The following is a 16,988-nucleotide window of genomic DNA, read 5'->3' on the forward strand; positions in this document are numbered from 1 at the left end:
TAACTTTATTTTATCATAAAGAAAAAAAATATTCTCGCTTTTTTACTAAAGCCATCTTATCTTTTTCAGAAATGTGGTAAAATAGAGAGAAGGAGGATACCTATGTTCCGTAGAAACAAATTATTTTTTTGGACAGCTGAAATTTTATTATTAACACTGATTTTCTATCTTTGGAGAGAAATGGGGGCCATCATTACTCCCTTCGTGACGGTTGTGAATACCATCATGATTCCATTTTTGCTTGGTGGATTTTTTTACTACATTACAAATCCAGTCGTTACTTTCTTAGAAAAGAGATGTAAGATCAATCGTCTAATTGGTGTCTTGGTCACTCTTTGTGCCTTAATTGGTGCTATCGTTGTGGGGGTCGTTTATCTCTTGCCGATTTTGATTAATCAGTTGACCAGCTTGATTATTTCTAGTCAAAACATCTATAGTAGACTACAAGATTTGATCATTGATTTGTCCATGAATCCAGTCTTCCAAAATATTGATATTCAACAAACTATTCAACAACTGAATCTCTCCTATGTGGATATCCTCCAGAATATCCTAAATAGCGTCAGCAACAGTTTAGGAAGCGTTCTTTCAGCTTTGTTTAGTACGGTTCTGATTCTCATTATGACCCCTGTATTCTTGATTTATTTCTTGTTGGATGGTCATAAGTTGCTACCAATGTTGGAACGTACCATCTTAAAACATGACAAATTGAATCTTTCTAGCCTTTTAACCAATCTCAATACAACTATAGCCCGTTATATCAGTGGAATTGCGATTGATGCGGTTATTATTGGATGTTTAGCCTATATTGGCTATAGCGTTATCGGATTAAAGTACGCCCTAGTTTTTGCTATTTTCTCTGGAATCGCAAATTTGATTCCTTATGTTGGTCCAAGTATTGGCTTAATTCCAATGGTGATTGCCAATGTGTTCACGGATCCTCATCGTATGTTGATTGCGGTTGCTTATATGCTTATTATTCAGCAGATTGACGGAAATGTTCTCTATCCACGTATCGTTGGAGGGGTTATGAAAGTACACCCGATTACAATCTTGGTGCTCCTTTTACTGTCAAGTAATATCTACGGTGTCATAGGAATGGTCGTAGCAGTACCTACTTACTCTATTTTTAAAGAAATTACTAAGTTCCTAGCGAAATTATATGAAAACCATAAAGAAGCTAAGGAACTGGAAAAAACAGAATCAAATTAAAATCAGGGAAACCTGATTTTTTGATGAAAATACTATCTCCAAACAAAAAGAAGTTTGAATTCATATTGCTATAAAGAAGCAGAAGAACAGGATTTGATAAGATTTAGATTAATTCACAAAATATGTGTAAAACACTTGCAATTTAGCAGAAATTTGATAAAATAGTAAGGAAAGTTAGACTGTATTGCCTACTGTCTATCTATAAAATATATTTTATTGGAGGCTTTTACTCAAATGGCAAAAGAAAAATACGATCGTAGTAAACCACACGTTAACATTGGTACTATCGGACACGTTGACCACGGTAAAACTACTTTGACTGCAGCTATCACAACTGTATTGGCACGTCGCTTGCCTTCAGCAGTTAACCAACCAAAAGACTATGCGTCTATCGATGCTGCTCCAGAAGAACGCGAACGCGGTATCACTATCAACACTGCGCACGTTGAGTACGAAACTGAAAAACGTCACTACGCTCACATCGACGCTCCAGGGCACGCGGACTACGTTAAAAACATGATCACTGGTGCCGCTCAAATGGACGGAGCTATCCTTGTAGTAGCTTCAACTGACGGACCAATGCCACAAACTCGTGAGCACATCCTTCTTTCTCGTCAGGTTGGTGTTAAACACCTTATCGTCTTCATGAACAAAATTGACTTGGTAGACGACGAAGAATTGCTTGAATTGGTTGAAATGGAAATCCGTGACCTCTTGTCAGAATACGACTTCCCAGGTGACGATCTTCCAGTTATCCAAGGTTCAGCTCTTAAAGCTCTTGAAGGTGACTCTAAATACGAAGACATCATCATGGAATTGATGAACACTGTTGATGAGTACATCCCAGAACCAGAACGTGACACTGAAAAACCATTGCTTCTTCCAGTCGAAGACGTATTCTCAATCACTGGACGTGGTACAGTTGCTTCAGGACGTATCGACCGTGGTACTGTTCGTGTCAACGACGAAATCGAAATCGTTGGTATCAAAGAAGAAACTCAAAAAGCAGTTGTTACTGGTGTTGAAATGTTCCGTAAACAACTTGACGAAGGTCTTGCCGGAGATAACGTAGGTGTCCTTCTTCGTGGTGTTCAACGTGACGAAATCGAACGTGGACAAGTTATCGCTAAACCAGGTTCAATCAACCCACACACTAAATTTAAAGGTGAAGTCTACATCCTTACTAAAGAAGAAGGTGGACGTCACACTCCATTCTTCAACAACTACCGTCCACAATTCTACTTCCGTACTACTGACGTTACAGGTTCAATCGAACTTCCTGCAGGTACTGAAATGGTAATGCCTGGTGATAACGTGACTATCGACGTTGAGTTGATCCACCCAATCGCCGTAGAACAAGGTACTACATTCTCTATCCGTGAGGGTGGACGTACTGTTGGTTCAGGTATGGTTACAGAAATCGAAGCTTAATTCGATTAAGTTCCCAGAAGAACAATTATTTAAGTCAGACACTAAAAGAATCTTGCCTTGCAAGGTTCTTTTTTTCTTCTCCTTACTCTATTTGAAGTGCTTCTACTCTAGCAGTATAATAGTTTTTTTGGTATAATAAAAGTTATGGAAATCGAAAAAACCAATCGTATGAACGCCCTTTTTGAATTTTATGCGGCGCTTTTGACAGACAAGCAGATGAACTATATTGAACTCTATTATGCTGATGATTATAGTCTTGCTGAGATTGCTGAAGAGTTCGGTGTCAGTCGTCAGGCTGTCTATGATAATATCAAGCGGACGGAAAAGATTCTAGAAGATTATGAGATGAAACTGCACATGTATTCGGACTACATTGTCCGCAGTCAGATTTTTGACCAGATCTTGGAGCGTTATCCCAAGGATGACTTTCTGCAGGAGCAGATAGAAATTTTAACAAGCATTGATAATAGAGAGTAAGAGGAAGAAAAATGGCATTTGAAAGTTTAACAGAACGTTTACAGAACGTCTTTAAAAATCTACGTAAAAAAGGAAAAATCTCTGAGGCTGATGTCCAGGAAGCAACCAAAGAAATTCGCTTGGCCTTGCTGGAAGCCGACGTTGCCTTGCCTGTTGTAAAGGACTTTATCAAGAAGGTTCGTGAACGTGCAATCGGACACGAGGTCATTGATACCCTCAATCCAGCCCAACAGATTATCAAAATCGTTGATGAGGAATTGACAGCTGTTTTAGGTTCCGATACGTCAGAAATTATCAAGTCACCAAAAATTCCAACCATTATCATGATGGTCGGTTTGCAGGGGGCTGGTAAAACGACCTTTGCTGGTAAGCTGGCTAATAAACTCAAGAAGGAAGAAAATGCTCGTCCTTTGATGATTGCTGCGGATATTTACCGCCCAGCCGCCATCGACCAGTTGAAAACACTTGGACAGCAGATTGATGTTCCAGTCTTTGCACTTGGAACAGAAGTACCAGCTGTTGAGATTGTTCGCCAAGGTTTGGAGCAAGCGCAGGCCAACCACAACGACTATGTTTTGATTGATACGGCAGGGCGTTTACAAATCGATGAACTTCTCATGAATGAGCTTCGTGATGTTAAAGCACTGGCTCAGCCAAATGAAATCCTCCTCGTCATTGATGCCATGATCGGTCAGGAAGCGGCTAATGTTGCCCGTGAGTTTAATGCTCAGTTGGAAGTAACTGGTGTCATCCTTACCAAGATTGATGGGGATACTCGTGGTGGTGCGGCCTTGTCTGTTCGCCACATCACTGGAAAACCTATCAAGTTCACTGGTACGGGTGAAAAGATAACAGATATCGAAACCTTCCACCCAGATCGTATGTCAAGCCGTATCCTTGGTATGGGGGATATGCTGACCTTGATTGAGAAAGCTTCTCAGGAATACGATGAGCAAAAAGCCCTTGAAATGGCTGAGAAGATGCGCGAAAACACCTTTGATTTCAATGATTTCATTGATCAATTGGATCAGGTGCAAAATATGGGACCAATGGAAGACTTGCTCAAGATGATTCCAGGTATGGCTAACAATCCAGCCCTTCAAAACATGAAGGTGGACGAGCGTCAGATTGCGCGCAAACGTGCCATTGTATCTTCCATGACACCTGAGGAGCGTGAAAATCCCGATTTGTTAAATCCAAGCCGTCGCCGTCGTATCGCTGCAGGTTCTGGAAATACCTTTGTTGAAGTCAATAAATTTATCAAAGACTTTAACCAGGCCAAACAGCTCATGCAAGGTGTCATGTCTGGCGATATGAACAAGATGATGAAGCAAATGGGAATCAATCCAAATAACCTTCCAAAAAATATGTCAAATATGGGAGGGATGGATATGTCTGCCCTTGAAGGCATGATGGGACAAGGTGGAATGCCGGATATGTCAGGTCTCGGAGGAGCAGGCATGCCAGATATGAGCCAGATGTTTGGTGGCGGACTCAAAGGTAAAATCGGTGAATTTGCCATGAAACAGTCTATGAAACGTATGGCCAACAAAATGAAAAAAGCGAAGAAAAAACGTAAATAAAAAAGGAAAGCAGAAGTGCTTTCCTTATTATTATGTGACTATTAGTCCGTCTCGCTCCGTAAGGTGCGAGACAAATAAACCACCCGTTAGACATTATAGAGTATATTATTGTTGTTCAGGTAGAATAAAACAGAAGCAGAAACTATAAATACTTATTTTCATTTTATCGAAGTCTATTATCTTAGTTACACAATATATAAGTAATTTTACATTTACTAAATTAAAATATTATTTTAGTGTCAAATAGTCACTGTTGATGGTATAATTTAAGAGAAGTTTATATAAGGGAGTTTTTATTATGGTTATTAATAGTATTAATTTAGTTATACCCAACGATATTCAAAGGGGCTTAGTATCAGGTATATACAAACAATTTGGTTCTGTTATCAGAAATAATAAGGGACAGATTATTAAGCATCTCAAAGCTGTAGATTTTTCTAAAGATACTGCAAATAAATTAATCGGCAATAAGGCTATAAAAGTTGGACTAATAGGTGCAGGAGTTTTAGCTGTGGGAGGAGTTGGTTATTACAGTTATCGCAGTATGCAGATGAATAGTGTATCAAAATCTTTAATAAAGAGGTTAACTCAGTATTTAATTACCGCTCAAAAAGGAGAATTGACTGAAAAAGATATTGATAAGTTTTTAAATTTCTTAAATAAAAATGAATCTCTGCTAAAGAAATTAGAATTAGATACCTCTCTTGATGAATTATTTGAATTGGTTAAGACTTATACAGAGCAGTTTGCTGAAGCAAACAACTTTGTATATCATAATGAAACTAAAAGAAAAACTAATCATAACGACAAAATTATTAATCTAAAAGAGTATCTTAAAGTACAAAAGAACATATACAGTTCAGAAGTAATTTAGTTATTTTAATTTTATAATTTGAGATGCTAAAAAAGTTTCTATTCTAATTTCTGAAAATAATTTTTAAACAAGTATTTTCATTCAAATCATATTTTTTCAATTATAAATGATTTATCAGAATACGAAGTGGTGGAAATATTAGTAGAGTTCTGGTTAAGAAATATTCTGATGGAGTAATTAAACTGGCTGATAAATTCGACTATTTAAAAGATGAGTTAGAAGAGCTTACAAATTGGGTTTCTATTAAAGTTGATGGATCGTTTTGGACAAGCATTCACCGACGCAGCAACGCAGTTAAGTAAAGTAAAACAATATTACGAATTTTCTTGGGACGATGAAGCATTTGGGATGACACTGCCTTCAATGCATGGCAGGAAAATAGACAAATGAATATTGTCAAAGAATTTGCGACAGAGTGGGGACTAGATAGTCTACTACTTGCTAAATCACTGAAATCTTATGACTTGAAAAAGCCAGAAGAAATTCCATTCAGGGAAGATCTCGTAAAAACACTTGATGCAACTAAGGCAACAAATCAATTTGCAGGAAGCAAACTTAAACTCAACATGGAATTGAATAAAGTTCTTCCTCAATGGATGCAGGAAATGAAATTAAGATTTAAGTAAAAATTAAAATATCAAGATGATATTAGATTTCTTTTTAAAATCACTTTTTCATTTAGTTTTGTTAAGTGTAGAAGAGATTGTTAGATAATTATTAAATTATTTGGAGTTATAACTTATAAATAATAGAACGGAGTGAATCGTGAGAATAAGTAAAGTTGAGTATGTTTTTGCAGATAAAAACTTTAAATTTGAATTTAACAGTAATTCAGAAGAAGATAACAATACATATAGTTTGATACTAGGAAATAATGGGTCTGGGAAAAGTACTTTTTTTGAAGTATTATTAGGTAAATTTTCTGAGGAATATGACTCCAAGGAGCCATCATCAGTTGAACTTGAAGAAGGTTCTTTAAAAAAGATAATTTTATCTACTTATTCGCCATTTGATAGAATTAGCAATAAGACTTTGAGGGAAAGTAGCAGGGTATTTTTTAAAATCAAATCTAAGAAAAATGAAAAGAAAGTAGAAGAAGGAACGGATCAGAAGAATACGGAAGTTATTTATCCTATCCATACTCATGATAAAATAATTTCATTAGCGTGTAGCTCGTATTATAAATGCATTATAAAAAATGATAGACACTTTGCTAATGTAGAAAAAGCGGTGTCAAATTTACTTGAGTTAGATAGTTCTAATAAATTATTCCTTATAGAATCAATAAATCAAGCAAAGATTCGAAAACTTTTTTCAGATGCAATTTCATCATATAATAACGATGTTTATAAAAAAGTTCATGAAAGAATTTCTTATATCGAACAGAGTGAACAGATATTAATAAAATCCTTTGTGGAATTAATGTATAAGAGGAATGAATTATTTGATGAAATATATGGATTATTTAATGCACAAAAAAAGTCAGAAGAATACGAAGAAATAGTGGTTAATTATTTAAATACGGAATTTATACCACGGTTTTCAGATAAAAAAATAAAAACTGAAGATTATTATAAAAAAACGGATGAAGAATTTCTTAAATTTATTACAAGAGGACAATATTTTAATTATGAATTCTACTCATATCCAGATATCTTACTACGTGTTAAAAAGTTGGCAGATATAAGAGAAAAAATGTTTAAGACATTGGACAAATTAAATGAATTAGAGGATAAAGGGAAGTCGTATTTTACATACCATGGTTTAAATAATTATTTTTTTAAATTTGAACAACCAGAATCGTTTAGTATTTTTTTAGTTTTAGTTTATTTAAAAGAACTATATAAAAATATAAAATTTAATCACGGTAAAGATGTTAAATATGATGATTATTATAAAAAGTTACTTTCGGTAACTGACATAGAAGAATTTTATCAATCTAATTTTAAGGAAGATTACAAAATTCTAATGAATTTAGATTTTGATATTCTTGAAAAAACTAATAATTTTTTAATTGATGATTTAGTAATTTTAAAAAGTAATAGATATACTTCAATATCTCAACTAAGTTCAGGTGAGTTCTCAATATTTCTTCGTATTATGGAGATAAGTTTGTATATTGAGAATGATTCACTTATTTTAATTGATGAACCAGAAATTCATTTAAATCCTAAATGGATAAATCAATATTATTACATACTTAGAAAATGTTTCTCAAATTTAAATTGCCACTTTATAATCGCAAGTCAGTCTCCACTTATTGTAGGTATGTTTTCCAAGGATCAAATTTTTTATTTAGATGCAAATAATGAGGGAAATAGTGTTAGAAGTGTAAAGGAAGAAACATTTGCTGCTAGTATTGATAGTATTTTAAAATATATTTTTGATGTTGACTATTCAGATAATCAATTTATCCAACAAGAAGTAAGGAATATAGAAAGACTTTCAAAAATTAATTTATTGGAAGCAATAGATAAAATTGACAAGATAGCTTATGGGACAATTCAGAATAAACTCTTAGATCGCATATTAACAGAAGAAAATATTTCATATTACGAAGAGGTAATAGAAGAAGGAGGTGAATATGAGTAGAAAATATAAATTAACAGTATTGACAGCAGACATTAGTAGACTGCTTGAAGAGAGTAATAATGGCGTAGATAAATCTGTAATTCTAAATACTAATTTTGATAATTTGAAATTTGTATATTATAGACTCCCTAAGTTAAGAAAAATAATTGATTATTTATTAGATAGCAATATAAAAGAAGAGATTATTAAACAAGATAAATTCTTTAAATCTAATTATTTTAATTATCTTAAATTAAATATGGAATGTGATGTACCAGATAGTGTTCAGGAAATAATTACTTTTTATAATCAATATAACGAAGATTCTTATTTTAGTTATAAAGAAATGTATAACTATGTATTTAATGAAAGTAGTAAAAAATTACAAAATACATATGACTTAAAATTTGGAAATATTAAAGAATATTTTTCTCGAGGAACGTATTGTACTTATTGTTCTGTTTGTCAACAAAGAATAAATATTGGCAGTAGAGATTTAGATCATTTTTTAAACAAACAATACTTTCCTATTCTGTGTCTTATGCAGGAAAATTTAATTCCAATGTGCACGATTTGTAATAGAATTTATAAACAAACTGAATTACCTCAATTGCCGGTAGTCCATCCTTTCCAGGTTAAATTTCCTATTGAAAATATTCCTATTAGGTTAAAGACACTAACTGAGTTAGAAATTATTGATGCTGATCTACCTCCTGAATATATAAATTATATTAAGTTGATGGATTTGAAAAATAGACTAACTCATTTAGATATTAAAAAAAACTTAGAAGATATAATTTGGGCTGTTCAAGAAGAAAGTAGGAAACAAGTAACAAAAGGCATGAATTTTAAATCAGTATTGAAAATAGTCAATGATGTAATAACTGATTATATTAATAGCGAGTTACTAGTAATAGCGTCATATTTTTATATTAACACTAAAATATTAGAATCCATGAACAACTCGATATTCTCAAAAAGAATTGCCTGTAAAATTCACAGAGAAGTAAATAACTGAGCTTATTTTAGATAATTAATTCAAAATATATTAGATGTAATAAACACAAAAAAATCCGTAATAGTAGAGTTGTGAAACATAACCAGAATTAGATTTGTTTGTATTAGCAATTTTATAACATTATTACCTCAAAAAATTTCTGTAATAAGAGGAATATGCAGAAATGTCTATTGTAATGGCAAGTGTTAAACTTTCTGGAAAATAGTTATTTTTCGGAAAGTCAAAATGTTGTTATTTATGATATACTTATACTGAGTTTATATCTTTTGGATGTTCCAGGAACATGAACATTCTAATGTTTTATTTTCTAAGGAGGATGGATTTCAGTGGACTTTCCCAAATATTCATATCAACTCTAGCTGATAAGAGAAATCGAATCTCAAGGAGGTCCTTGAACTACAAAACTCTGTATCAATTTTAAATGATCCAGGTGAAATTTCTAGCTTTATTTGACAAACTATGAAAAATAAAGGAATAGTAATGAAACTAATTTATAGAACAAAAATTCATAGACCCAATAAATACGAACGCTTTCACAATGAATATTATCAAAAGGGAGATATTATTGAAAAATATACCATTTCTAGCACACGAGTACCAGGTCGTCTAGAAAAAGGTGAAACCAGAAGAAATGATTGTAAATATTTGAGTGCGTCTTGGCATATCCAAAATCCTAATATGCCACAATGGCTAAAACAATATATAGTTAATACATCAGAAACTCATATTGAAGACCTGATAAATGAATTACAGACAAATGGATATCGTGTGCATACATGTGATGATAAGCCTTTACTTATCTTTAAAGACAAGATTGTTAAAGTTTTTATCGATCAGGTATGGATAGATATTATACCTTTGATAAAATTATATTATAATAGGAAAAAAGTATCAGACAAATTACTCGAGCAGTTTGAAAAAGATTGGCTTGATCTTAATGTCTCTTATCAACAATTGTTAGATAAGCAAGAGGAAGCGAACTTACTCAAAAAAAACGAGAAATACGATAAATTTTATCAAAAATACTATGAATCCTACAACTCAGAAAAAGCAGCTGGTGAATTAAATAGATTTTTGTTAGGTATTATTTCTAATACAAAGGGTACTGAGAAGGAATATTTTTCACAATTACTGGAGAAGGTTCAAAAACAAGACTTAACGCCTGAACTTTATGCTGATATCTTAGCAACTATATTTTCTCAAGAAAAATCTAAGATTCACTAAAATGGTGTATTTCTATTTTAAGTATATATACTATCGTCACTCCTAAATAAATTTTGCTTCTACATCCTTAAAACAAAAAAAGCCCCACCATATTTTATTTCTGGTGGGATTTTTGGTGGGGAACCAATCAATTTTGATTTATTTTTAACCTTTTATAACAACTGAAAATGCTGTTAAATCAACCATTTCACTTCAAATCATGTTTATAAATCATTCCCACTCCACGGTTGCAGGTGGTTTACTTGTAATATCGTAGACGATACGGTTAACGTGGTCTACTTCGTTAACGATACGTACAGAAATTTTTTGAAGGACTTCCCAAGGAATCTTGGCAAAGTCAGCTGTCATACCATCGATAGAAGTAATGGCGCGAATGGCAATGGTATAGTCATATGTACGACCGTCACCCATAACACCTACTGAACGAACGCCTGTATTGACAGTGAAGTATTGCCAGATATCGCGGTCAAGACCAGCTTTAGCGATTTCTTCACGAAGGATAGCATCAGACTCACGAACAGTTTCTAGTTTTTCTTCAGTGATTTCACCCATGACACGGATAGCAAGTCCTGGTCCTGGAAATGGTTGGCGCCATACAATGTGGTCTGGCATGCCAAGTTCAGTACCGAGGGCACGGACTTCGTCTTTATAAAGAGTGTTCAATGGTTCAATCAATTCAAACTGCATGTCTTCTGGAAGACCACCAACATTGTGGTGTGATTTGATGGTTTGGGCTGTGTCTGTACCAGACTCAATTACGTCAGTGTATAGTGTTCCTTGAGCAAGGAATTTTACATCTTTTAGCTTGCTAGCTTCGTCATCAAAGACATAAACAAATTCATTACCGATAATCTTCCGTTTTTGTTCAGGGTCAGAAACGCCAGCAAGTTTGTCAAGGAAGCGTTTTGCAGCGTCTGCTTTGACGATATTCAAACCGAACTTACCACCAAGCATGTCCATAACTTGGTCAGCTTCTCCCTTACGGAGAAGACCGTGGTCTACAAAGATACAGATCAATTGATCACCGATCGCTTTTTGAAGAAGAACTCCAACAACAGAAGAGTCAACACCACCTGATAGACCGAGAAGAACACGTTTGTCACCTACAGTTTCACGGATTTTCTTGATCTGCATATCGATAAAGTTGTCCATTGACCAATCACCCTTAGCCTGACAGATGTTAAGGGCAAAGTTACGAAGGATATCATTTCCGTATACAGAATGGCGAACTTCTGGGTGGAATTGGATACCATAGATGTGCTTGTCAGGGTTTTCAATAGCTGCATAAGGACAGTCAGCAGAAGTTCCAGTACGAACAAAATCAGCTGGAATCTCTGTAACAGCATCGCCATGGCTCATCAAAACAATCTGTTCTTCAGGAGTTCCTTCAAAGAGGGCAGAAGTGGTATGGGTAAGTGGTGATTGTCCATACTCACGGTTACCAGCATCACCTGCAGGGACAACTTTTCCTCCAAGTTTATGAGTTAAAAGTTGCATACCATAGCAGATTCCCAAAATTGGAATGCCAAGTTCAAAAATTTCTGGGTCAATATCAAATGAACCATCTTCGTATACAGAGTTTGGTCCACCAGAGAGGATGATCCCTACAGGGTTAATCGCACGAACCTCTGCGGCTGAGATTTTGTGACTTTTTAGCTCTGAAAAAACACCAATTTCACGAATACGACGTGAAATCAGCTGGTTGTATTGGCTACCATAGTCCAGCACGATGATTTTTTCGACATCTTGCAAGTCAGTTGAAATGTTGCTCATCTTTTTCCTTTCTCAAAAGAAATATCTTTTTCAATATTCTATCACAAATAGGGGCGAATTACCAACTAAACAAGGCAAAGTTTGACTTTTTCTTAGCAAATACGGTACAATGGAGAAAATAAAGAAAAGAAGTGAGAATCATGTTACCAGCTTATATGAAAATCCACGATCAGATCAAGAAGGATATAGATGAGCATCATTGGAAAATCGGAGAGAGACTTCCAAGTGAGCGAGATTTAGCTGAACAGTTTCAAGTTAGCCGGATGACATTACGTCAGGCTATCTCTCTCTTGGTTGAGGAAGGAGTTTTGGAGCGTCGTGTAGGAAGTGGAACCTTTGTCTCTAGCACTCGTGTCCAAGAAAAAATGCGGGGTACAACCAGTTTTACGGAGATTGTCAAATCTCAGGGGAAAGTTCCTTCTAGTCAACTCATTTCTTACAGAAGAACCATTCCAAATGAGCAAGAGGTCGCTAATCTAGGGATTGCTCCGACAGAGAATATTATCCGCATGGAACGGGTGCGTTACGCTGACCAAGTTCCACTAGTCTATGAAGTCGCATCTATTCCTGAGAAATTTATTAAGGATTTCAAAAAAGAAGAAATCACCAGTCATTTCTTCCATACCTTGCAGCAACATGGCTATCGGATTGGCAAATCCCAACAGACCATTTATGCGAGATTGGCTAAGGAAAAAATTGCTCACTATCTAGAAGTTGAAAAAGGGCATGCCATTTTAGCCTTGACTCAGGTCTCTTATCTTGAAGATGGGACGGCTTTCGAGTATGTAAAGAGTCAATACGTGGGCGAACGCTTTGAATTTTATCTTGAAAATAACTAGTCTAGAAAGGCTAGTTTTTTGTTTTCTTAAAAGATTAGAATTGTCAAAACAATCTGTCTAGGCTTGATTTTATTGCTTATTTACTATAAAATGAGAAGGAAAAACGTCAAACTTTTATATTGCAAATAGGAGAAGAAATGACAAAAACATTAAAACGTCCTGAGGTTTTATCACCTGCAGGGACTTTAGAGAAGCTGAAAGTAGCTGTTCAATATGGTGCGGACGCAGTCTTCATCGGTGGACAGGCCTATGGTCTTCGTAGCCGTGCAGGAAACTTCACCTTTGAACAGATGGAAGAAGGCGTGCAGTTTGCTGCTAAGTACGGTGCCAAGGTCTATGTGGCTGCTAACATGGTTATGCACGAAGGAAACGAAGCTGGTGCTGGAGAATGGTTCCGTAAGTTGCGTGACATCGGGATTGCCGCAGTTATCGTGTCAGATCCAGCCTTGATTATGATTGCAGCAACCGAAGCACCAGGTCTTGAAATCCACCTTTCAACCCAAGCTAGTGCGACCAACTATGAAACTTTAGAGTTCTGGAAAGAACTTGGTCTAACTCGCGTGGTTTTGGCCCGTGAAGTTTCAATGGAAGAATTGGCAGAGATTCGCAAACGTACTGATGTAGAAATTGAAGCCTTTGTCCATGGAGCCATGTGTATTTCTTACTCAGGTCGCTGTACGTTATCAAACCACATGAGTATGCGTGATGCCAACCGTGGGGGCTGTTCTCAGTCTTGTCGTTGGAAATACGATCTTTATGACATGCCTTTTGGTCAAGAACGTAAGAGTCTGAAAGGTGAAATTCCAGAAGAATTTTCGATGTCAGCCGTTGACATGTCCATGATTGACCATATTCCAGATATGATCGAAAACGGTGTAGACAGTCTCAAGATTGAAGGTCGTATGAAGTCGATCCACTATGTTTCAACTGTGACCAACTGTTACAAGGCGGCTGTAGATGCTTATCTCGAAAGTCCCGAGAAATTTGAAGCCATCAAACAGGACTTGGTAGACGAGATGTGGAAGGTTGCCCAACGTGAATTGGCAACAGGTTTCTACTACGGTACACCGTCTGAAAACGAACAGTTGTTTGGCGCTCGTCGTAAAATTCCTGAATACAAGTTTGTCGCTGAAGTGGTTTCGTATGATGATGCGACTCAAACGGCAACCATTCGTCAACGGAATGTTATCAATGAAGGAGACCAAGTTGAGTTTTACGGACCAGGTTTCCGACATTTTGAAACTTATATCGAAGATCTTCATGATGCCAAGGGCAATAAAATAGACCGTGCTCCAAATCCAATGGAACTCTTGACAATCAAGGTTCCACAACCTGTTCAAGCAGGGGATATGGTCCGCGCTCTCAAGGAAGGGCTCATCAACCTCTATAAGGAAGACGGGACAAGTGTTACAGTTCGTGCCTAGATAAGGAAAAGGGAATGATACAAGCTCAAGGTTTATTGGTAGATGATGAAAGCAGATGTGTTCATTATCATAGTGAAAAGGATATTGTTTCACTCCAATGTTATGAATGCAAAAAATACTACGCATGCTATCAGTGTCACAATACTATGGAGACACATGTTTTTTCTCCCTATCCCTTGGCGCTTTTTGAGGATCGACCAATCTTATGTGGGGGTTGTAAGAGGACAATGACTTTCCAAGAATACCAAAAACAGATGGCTTGTCCTTACTGCAGTGCACCATTTAATCCAGGTTGTAAACAACACTATTCCTACTATTTTAAATAAAATGAATCGATCCAAGTTCTTAACTTGGATTTTTCAGTTTGTTTCAGAAAATAGAGTAAAATCAAGAAAAATTCGCAATCTAAAATGGAAAAACTTTCTATAGAATGGGGTAAAAACAGCAAAAATAGAAATAAATCATATGAAACGCTTTCAACGTAAGTAAAAAGTTGACAAATCAAAATTTTAGGACTAAACTAAGTAAGTAAATTTTAAATAAAAGGAGAATTCATCATGAATTTAACATTTTTCGGTCTTTGTCTTGCCTGTATGGGTGTATCTCTTGCAGAAGGTATGTTGATGAACGGTTTGTTCAAATCAGCAGCTCGCCAACCAGACATCATCCCACAATTGCGTAGTTTGATGATCATGGGGATTGCCTTTATCGAAGGAACATTCTTTGTAACCTTGGCGATGTCATTTGTCATTAAATAGACAACTCTATTTAGAAATGGAGGTGTCAAACCATGGAAGAAAGTTTGAATCCAACCGTTAATATTGGACCAATATCCTTTGATTTGACCCTGCTTGCCATGTCTCTTGTAACTGTTTTGATGGTTTTTGCCTTTGTCTACTGGGCAAGTCGTAAAATGACCATCCGTCCAAAGGGCAAACAAAATGCTCTTGAGATGATTTACGACTTTGTGATTGGTTTTACCAAACCAAACATTGGAGAATCATACATCAAGGATTATTCCTTATTTCTGTTTTCTCTATTTCTGTTTATCTTGGTTGCCAATAATATCGGCTTAATGGCAAAAGTACAAACAACAAACGGTTATAACTTGTGGACTTCCCCAACAGCCAACCTTGGATACGATTTATCCCTATCATTCTTGATCACTTTGATCGCCCATGTAGAAGGAGTTCGTCGTAGAGGCGTTAAAGAATATTTGAGAGCATTTGTTACACCTGGCTTTATGACTCCGATGAACATTTTAGAAGAGTTCACCAATTTTGCTTCCTTGGCGATTCGGATCTACGGAAATATTTTTGCCGGTGAGGTCTTAGCTGGATTGCTATTAGCCTTGTCACAAAATGCTTTGTATTGGTATCCTTTTGCCTTTATCGCAAACATGTTATGGACAGCCTTTTCAATTTTCATTTCATGTATTCAGGCTTATGTATTTACCATGTTGTCATCTATGTACATTGGTAAAAAAATAAATGAAGGGGAAGAGTAAGTAGAGGAGGATTAGAAGATGGATTTAACTATTAGTACCATTATCGGTGACTTTATTCTTATCGCTGGTTCCTTCCTTTTATTGATCTTTTTAGTGAAAAAATATGCTTGGGGAAATATTTCCAGCATCTTGGATGAACGTGCTGAAAAGATTTCTTCAGATATTGATGGTGCCGAGGAAGCCCGTAAAAAGGCTGAGGAACTAGCTAACAAACGTGAAGCTGAGTTAGCAGGTAGCCGTACCGAAGCTAAAACGATTATCGAGAATGCAAAGGGAACTGCTGAGAAAAGTAAAGCCGATATTTTAGCCGAAGCTAAACTTGAAGCAGGGCGCTTAAAAGAAAAAGCCAACCAAGAAATTGCGCAAAATAAAGCTGAAGCTTTACAAAGTGTTAAGGGCGAGGTGGCAGATTTGACAGTTAGTCTAGCTGGGAAAATCATCTCACAAAACCTTGACAGTCATGCCCATAAGGAACTCATTGATCAGTATATCGATCAGCTAGGAGAAGCCTAATGGACAAGAAAACAGCAAAGGTAATTGAAAAATACAGCATGCCTTTTGTCCAATTAGTGATTGAAAAAGGAGAAGAGGACCGGATTTTTTCAGACTTGGATCAAATCAAGCAAGTCGCAGAAGAAGCGGGCTTACCCTCTTTTTTAGCTCAGGTGGCAGTTGATGAGTCAGATAAGGAAAAAACAGTTCGTTTCTTTCAAGACTCTGTGTCACCTTTAATGCAAAACTTTATTCAAGTTCTGGTTTACAATCACAGAGCAAATCTTTTTTATGAAGTAATTGCAGATTGTTTGAATCGCCTTGAAAAAGAGACCAATCGTTTTGTTGTCACGATTTCTTCAGCCCATCCTTTAACAGATGAACAGAAGGAACGTCTGCTCCCATTGATAGAGAAAAAAATGTCTCTGAAAGTGCGGAGCGTCAAAGAACAAATTGATGAAGGACTCATTGGTGGTTTTGTCATTTTTGCTAATCACAAGACAATTGACGTGAGTATTAAACAACAACTTCGAGTTGTTAAAGAAAATTTGAAATAGAAAGTG

Annotated in this window: 17 protein-coding genes and 1 pseudogene; 17 read left to right on the forward strand and 1 reads right to left on the reverse strand. The window is 35.8% G+C overall.

Features of this window, described 5'->3' with window-relative positions; translation table 11 throughout:
• Positions 1-102: 102 nt before the first annotated feature.
• The 10 genes and pseudogenes from GMD3S_RS0201085 to GMD3S_RS0201130 all read left to right on the forward strand — a co-directional run bounded on the left by GMD3S_RS0201085 (position 103) and on the right by GMD3S_RS0201130 (position 10,390).
• Complete coding sequence (locus GMD3S_RS0201085; RefSeq protein WP_000489828.1) at positions 103-1,212, forward strand: AI-2E family transporter; 1,110 nt, start codon at positions 103-105, stop codon at positions 1,210-1,212.
• 234 nt (positions 1,213-1,446) lie between these two features.
• Positions 1,447-2,643, forward strand: coding sequence for an elongation factor Tu (tuf, locus tag GMD3S_RS0201090; protein ID WP_001040720.1), 1,197 nt, complete (start codon positions 1,447-1,449; stop codon positions 2,641-2,643).
• 144 nt (positions 2,644-2,787) lie between these two features.
• On the forward strand, positions 2,788-3,120 hold the full coding sequence (locus tag GMD3S_RS0201095; RefSeq protein WP_000402066.1) for a putative DNA-binding protein: 333 nt from the start codon (positions 2,788-2,790) through the stop codon (positions 3,118-3,120).
• A gap of 11 nt (positions 3,121-3,131) precedes the next feature.
• The gene (gene ffh, locus GMD3S_RS0201100) at positions 3,132-4,703 is read left to right on the forward strand and encodes a signal recognition particle protein (RefSeq protein WP_000863598.1); all 1,572 of its coding nucleotides are present in this window, start codon (positions 3,132-3,134) and stop codon (positions 4,701-4,703) included.
• A gap of 298 nt (positions 4,704-5,001) precedes the next feature.
• Positions 5,002-5,577 carry a hypothetical protein gene (locus GMD3S_RS0201105; protein WP_000236455.1) on the forward strand — a complete coding sequence of 192 codons (576 nt, stop codon included), beginning with the start codon at positions 5,002-5,004 and terminating at the stop codon, positions 5,575-5,577.
• Between the two features lie 386 nt (positions 5,578-5,963).
• Positions 5,964-6,203, forward strand: a complete 240-nt coding sequence (locus GMD3S_RS0201115; protein ID WP_001028361.1) for a hypothetical protein — start codon at positions 5,964-5,966, stop codon at positions 6,201-6,203.
• A gap of 139 nt (positions 6,204-6,342) precedes the next feature.
• Entirely contained in the window at positions 6,343-8,169 is a 1,827-nt protein-coding gene (locus GMD3S_RS0201120) for an AAA family ATPase (protein ID WP_001222859.1), read from the forward strand.
• The gene (locus GMD3S_RS0201125) at positions 8,162-9,166 is read left to right on the forward strand and encodes a hypothetical protein (RefSeq protein ID WP_000088502.1); all 1,005 of its coding nucleotides are present in this window, start codon (positions 8,162-8,164) and stop codon (positions 9,164-9,166) included. The genes GMD3S_RS0201120 and GMD3S_RS0201125 overlap by 8 nt, the downstream gene beginning before the upstream one ends.
• 310 nt (positions 9,167-9,476) lie before the next feature.
• A pseudogene (locus GMD3S_RS11140) lies at positions 9,477-9,587 on the forward strand (IS30 family transposase); the annotation flags it as partial.
• 59 nt (positions 9,588-9,646) lie between these two features.
• On the forward strand, positions 9,647-10,390 hold the full coding sequence (locus GMD3S_RS0201130) for a hypothetical protein (protein ID WP_000767870.1): 744 nt from the start codon (positions 9,647-9,649) through the stop codon (positions 10,388-10,390).
• Positions 10,391-10,600: 210 nt separating this feature from the next.
• On the opposite strand, the gene guaA is transcribed toward GMD3S_RS0201130, so the two are convergent.
• Entirely contained in the window at positions 10,601-12,163 is a 1,563-nt protein-coding gene (gene guaA, locus GMD3S_RS0201135) for a glutamine-hydrolyzing GMP synthase (protein ID WP_000065697.1), read from the reverse strand.
• A 140-nt stretch (positions 12,164-12,303) separates the two neighbouring features.
• Between guaA and GMD3S_RS0201140 the strand changes: the two genes are divergently transcribed.
• The 7 genes from GMD3S_RS0201140 (at position 12,304) to GMD3S_RS0201170 (ending at position 16,982) form a co-directional block, all read left to right on the forward strand.
• On the forward strand, positions 12,304-13,002 hold the full coding sequence (locus GMD3S_RS0201140) for a GntR family transcriptional regulator (RefSeq protein WP_000936182.1): 699 nt from the start codon (positions 12,304-12,306) through the stop codon (positions 13,000-13,002).
• Between the two features lie 137 nt (positions 13,003-13,139).
• The gene (locus tag GMD3S_RS0201145) at positions 13,140-14,426 is read left to right on the forward strand and encodes a peptidase U32 family protein (protein ID WP_000169096.1); all 1,287 of its coding nucleotides are present in this window, start codon (positions 13,140-13,142) and stop codon (positions 14,424-14,426) included.
• Positions 14,427-14,440: 14 nt separating this feature from the next.
• Complete coding sequence (locus tag GMD3S_RS10585; RefSeq protein ID WP_008279616.1) at positions 14,441-14,752, forward strand: CHY zinc finger protein; 312 nt, start codon at positions 14,441-14,443, stop codon at positions 14,750-14,752.
• 231 nt (positions 14,753-14,983) lie between these two features.
• On the forward strand, positions 14,984-15,184 hold the full coding sequence (locus tag GMD3S_RS0201155) for a F0F1 ATP synthase subunit C (RefSeq protein WP_001054554.1): 201 nt from the start codon (positions 14,984-14,986) through the stop codon (positions 15,182-15,184).
• Positions 15,185-15,216: 32 nt separating this feature from the next.
• Positions 15,217-15,933 carry a F0F1 ATP synthase subunit A gene (gene atpB / locus GMD3S_RS0201160; protein ID WP_000392938.1) on the forward strand — a complete coding sequence of 239 codons (717 nt, stop codon included), beginning with the start codon at positions 15,217-15,219 and terminating at the stop codon, positions 15,931-15,933.
• An 18-nt stretch (positions 15,934-15,951) separates the two neighbouring features.
• Positions 15,952-16,446 carry a F0F1 ATP synthase subunit B gene (gene atpF, locus GMD3S_RS0201165; RefSeq protein WP_000366309.1) on the forward strand — a complete coding sequence of 165 codons (495 nt, stop codon included), beginning with the start codon at positions 15,952-15,954 and terminating at the stop codon, positions 16,444-16,446.
• Complete coding sequence (locus GMD3S_RS0201170) at positions 16,446-16,982, forward strand: F0F1 ATP synthase subunit delta (protein WP_000358981.1); 537 nt, start codon at positions 16,446-16,448, stop codon at positions 16,980-16,982. Before atpF ends, GMD3S_RS0201170 begins: the two co-directional genes overlap by 1 nt.
• The last annotated feature ends 6 nt before the right edge of the window (positions 16,983-16,988 follow it).

Source organism: Streptococcus sp. GMD3S (genome assembly GCF_000298695.2).
Classification (GTDB): domain Bacteria; phylum Bacillota; class Bacilli; order Lactobacillales; family Streptococcaceae; genus Streptococcus.

What these genes read in the sequence shown, in the direction of transcription:
- GMD3S_RS0201085 (WP_000489828.1), top strand. Translation starts at nt 103, where the DNA reads ATGTTCCGTAGAAACAAATTATTTTTTTGGACAGCTGAAATTTTATTA.
- tuf (WP_001040720.1), top strand. Translation starts at nt 1,447, where the DNA reads ATGGCAAAAGAAAAATACGATCGTAGTAAACCACACGTTAACATTGGT.
- GMD3S_RS0201095 (WP_000402066.1), top strand. Translation starts at nt 2,788, where the DNA reads ATGGAAATCGAAAAAACCAATCGTATGAACGCCCTTTTTGAATTTTAT.
- ffh (WP_000863598.1), top strand. Translation starts at nt 3,132, where the DNA reads ATGGCATTTGAAAGTTTAACAGAACGTTTACAGAACGTCTTTAAAAAT.
- GMD3S_RS0201105 (WP_000236455.1), top strand. Translation starts at nt 5,002, where the DNA reads ATGGTTATTAATAGTATTAATTTAGTTATACCCAACGATATTCAAAGG.
- GMD3S_RS0201115 (WP_001028361.1), top strand. Translation starts at nt 5,964, where the DNA reads ATGAATATTGTCAAAGAATTTGCGACAGAGTGGGGACTAGATAGTCTA.
- GMD3S_RS0201125 (WP_000088502.1), top strand. Translation starts at nt 8,162, where the DNA reads ATGAGTAGAAAATATAAATTAACAGTATTGACAGCAGACATTAGTAGA.
- GMD3S_RS0201130 (WP_000767870.1), top strand. Translation starts at nt 9,647, where the DNA reads ATGAAACTAATTTATAGAACAAAAATTCATAGACCCAATAAATACGAA.
- guaA (WP_000065697.1), bottom strand. Translation starts at nt 12,163, where the DNA reads ATGAGCAACATTTCAACTGACTTGCAAGATGTCGAAAAAATCATCGTG.
- GMD3S_RS0201140 (WP_000936182.1), top strand. Translation starts at nt 12,304, where the DNA reads ATGTTACCAGCTTATATGAAAATCCACGATCAGATCAAGAAGGATATA.
- GMD3S_RS0201145 (WP_000169096.1), top strand. Translation starts at nt 13,140, where the DNA reads ATGACAAAAACATTAAAACGTCCTGAGGTTTTATCACCTGCAGGGACT.
- GMD3S_RS10585 (WP_008279616.1), top strand. Translation starts at nt 14,441, where the DNA reads ATGATACAAGCTCAAGGTTTATTGGTAGATGATGAAAGCAGATGTGTT.
- GMD3S_RS0201155 (WP_001054554.1), top strand. Translation starts at nt 14,984, where the DNA reads ATGAATTTAACATTTTTCGGTCTTTGTCTTGCCTGTATGGGTGTATCT.
- atpB (WP_000392938.1), top strand. Translation starts at nt 15,217, where the DNA reads ATGGAAGAAAGTTTGAATCCAACCGTTAATATTGGACCAATATCCTTT.
- atpF (WP_000366309.1), top strand. Translation starts at nt 15,952, where the DNA reads ATGGATTTAACTATTAGTACCATTATCGGTGACTTTATTCTTATCGCT.
- GMD3S_RS0201170 (WP_000358981.1), top strand. Translation starts at nt 16,446, where the DNA reads ATGGACAAGAAAACAGCAAAGGTAATTGAAAAATACAGCATGCCTTTT.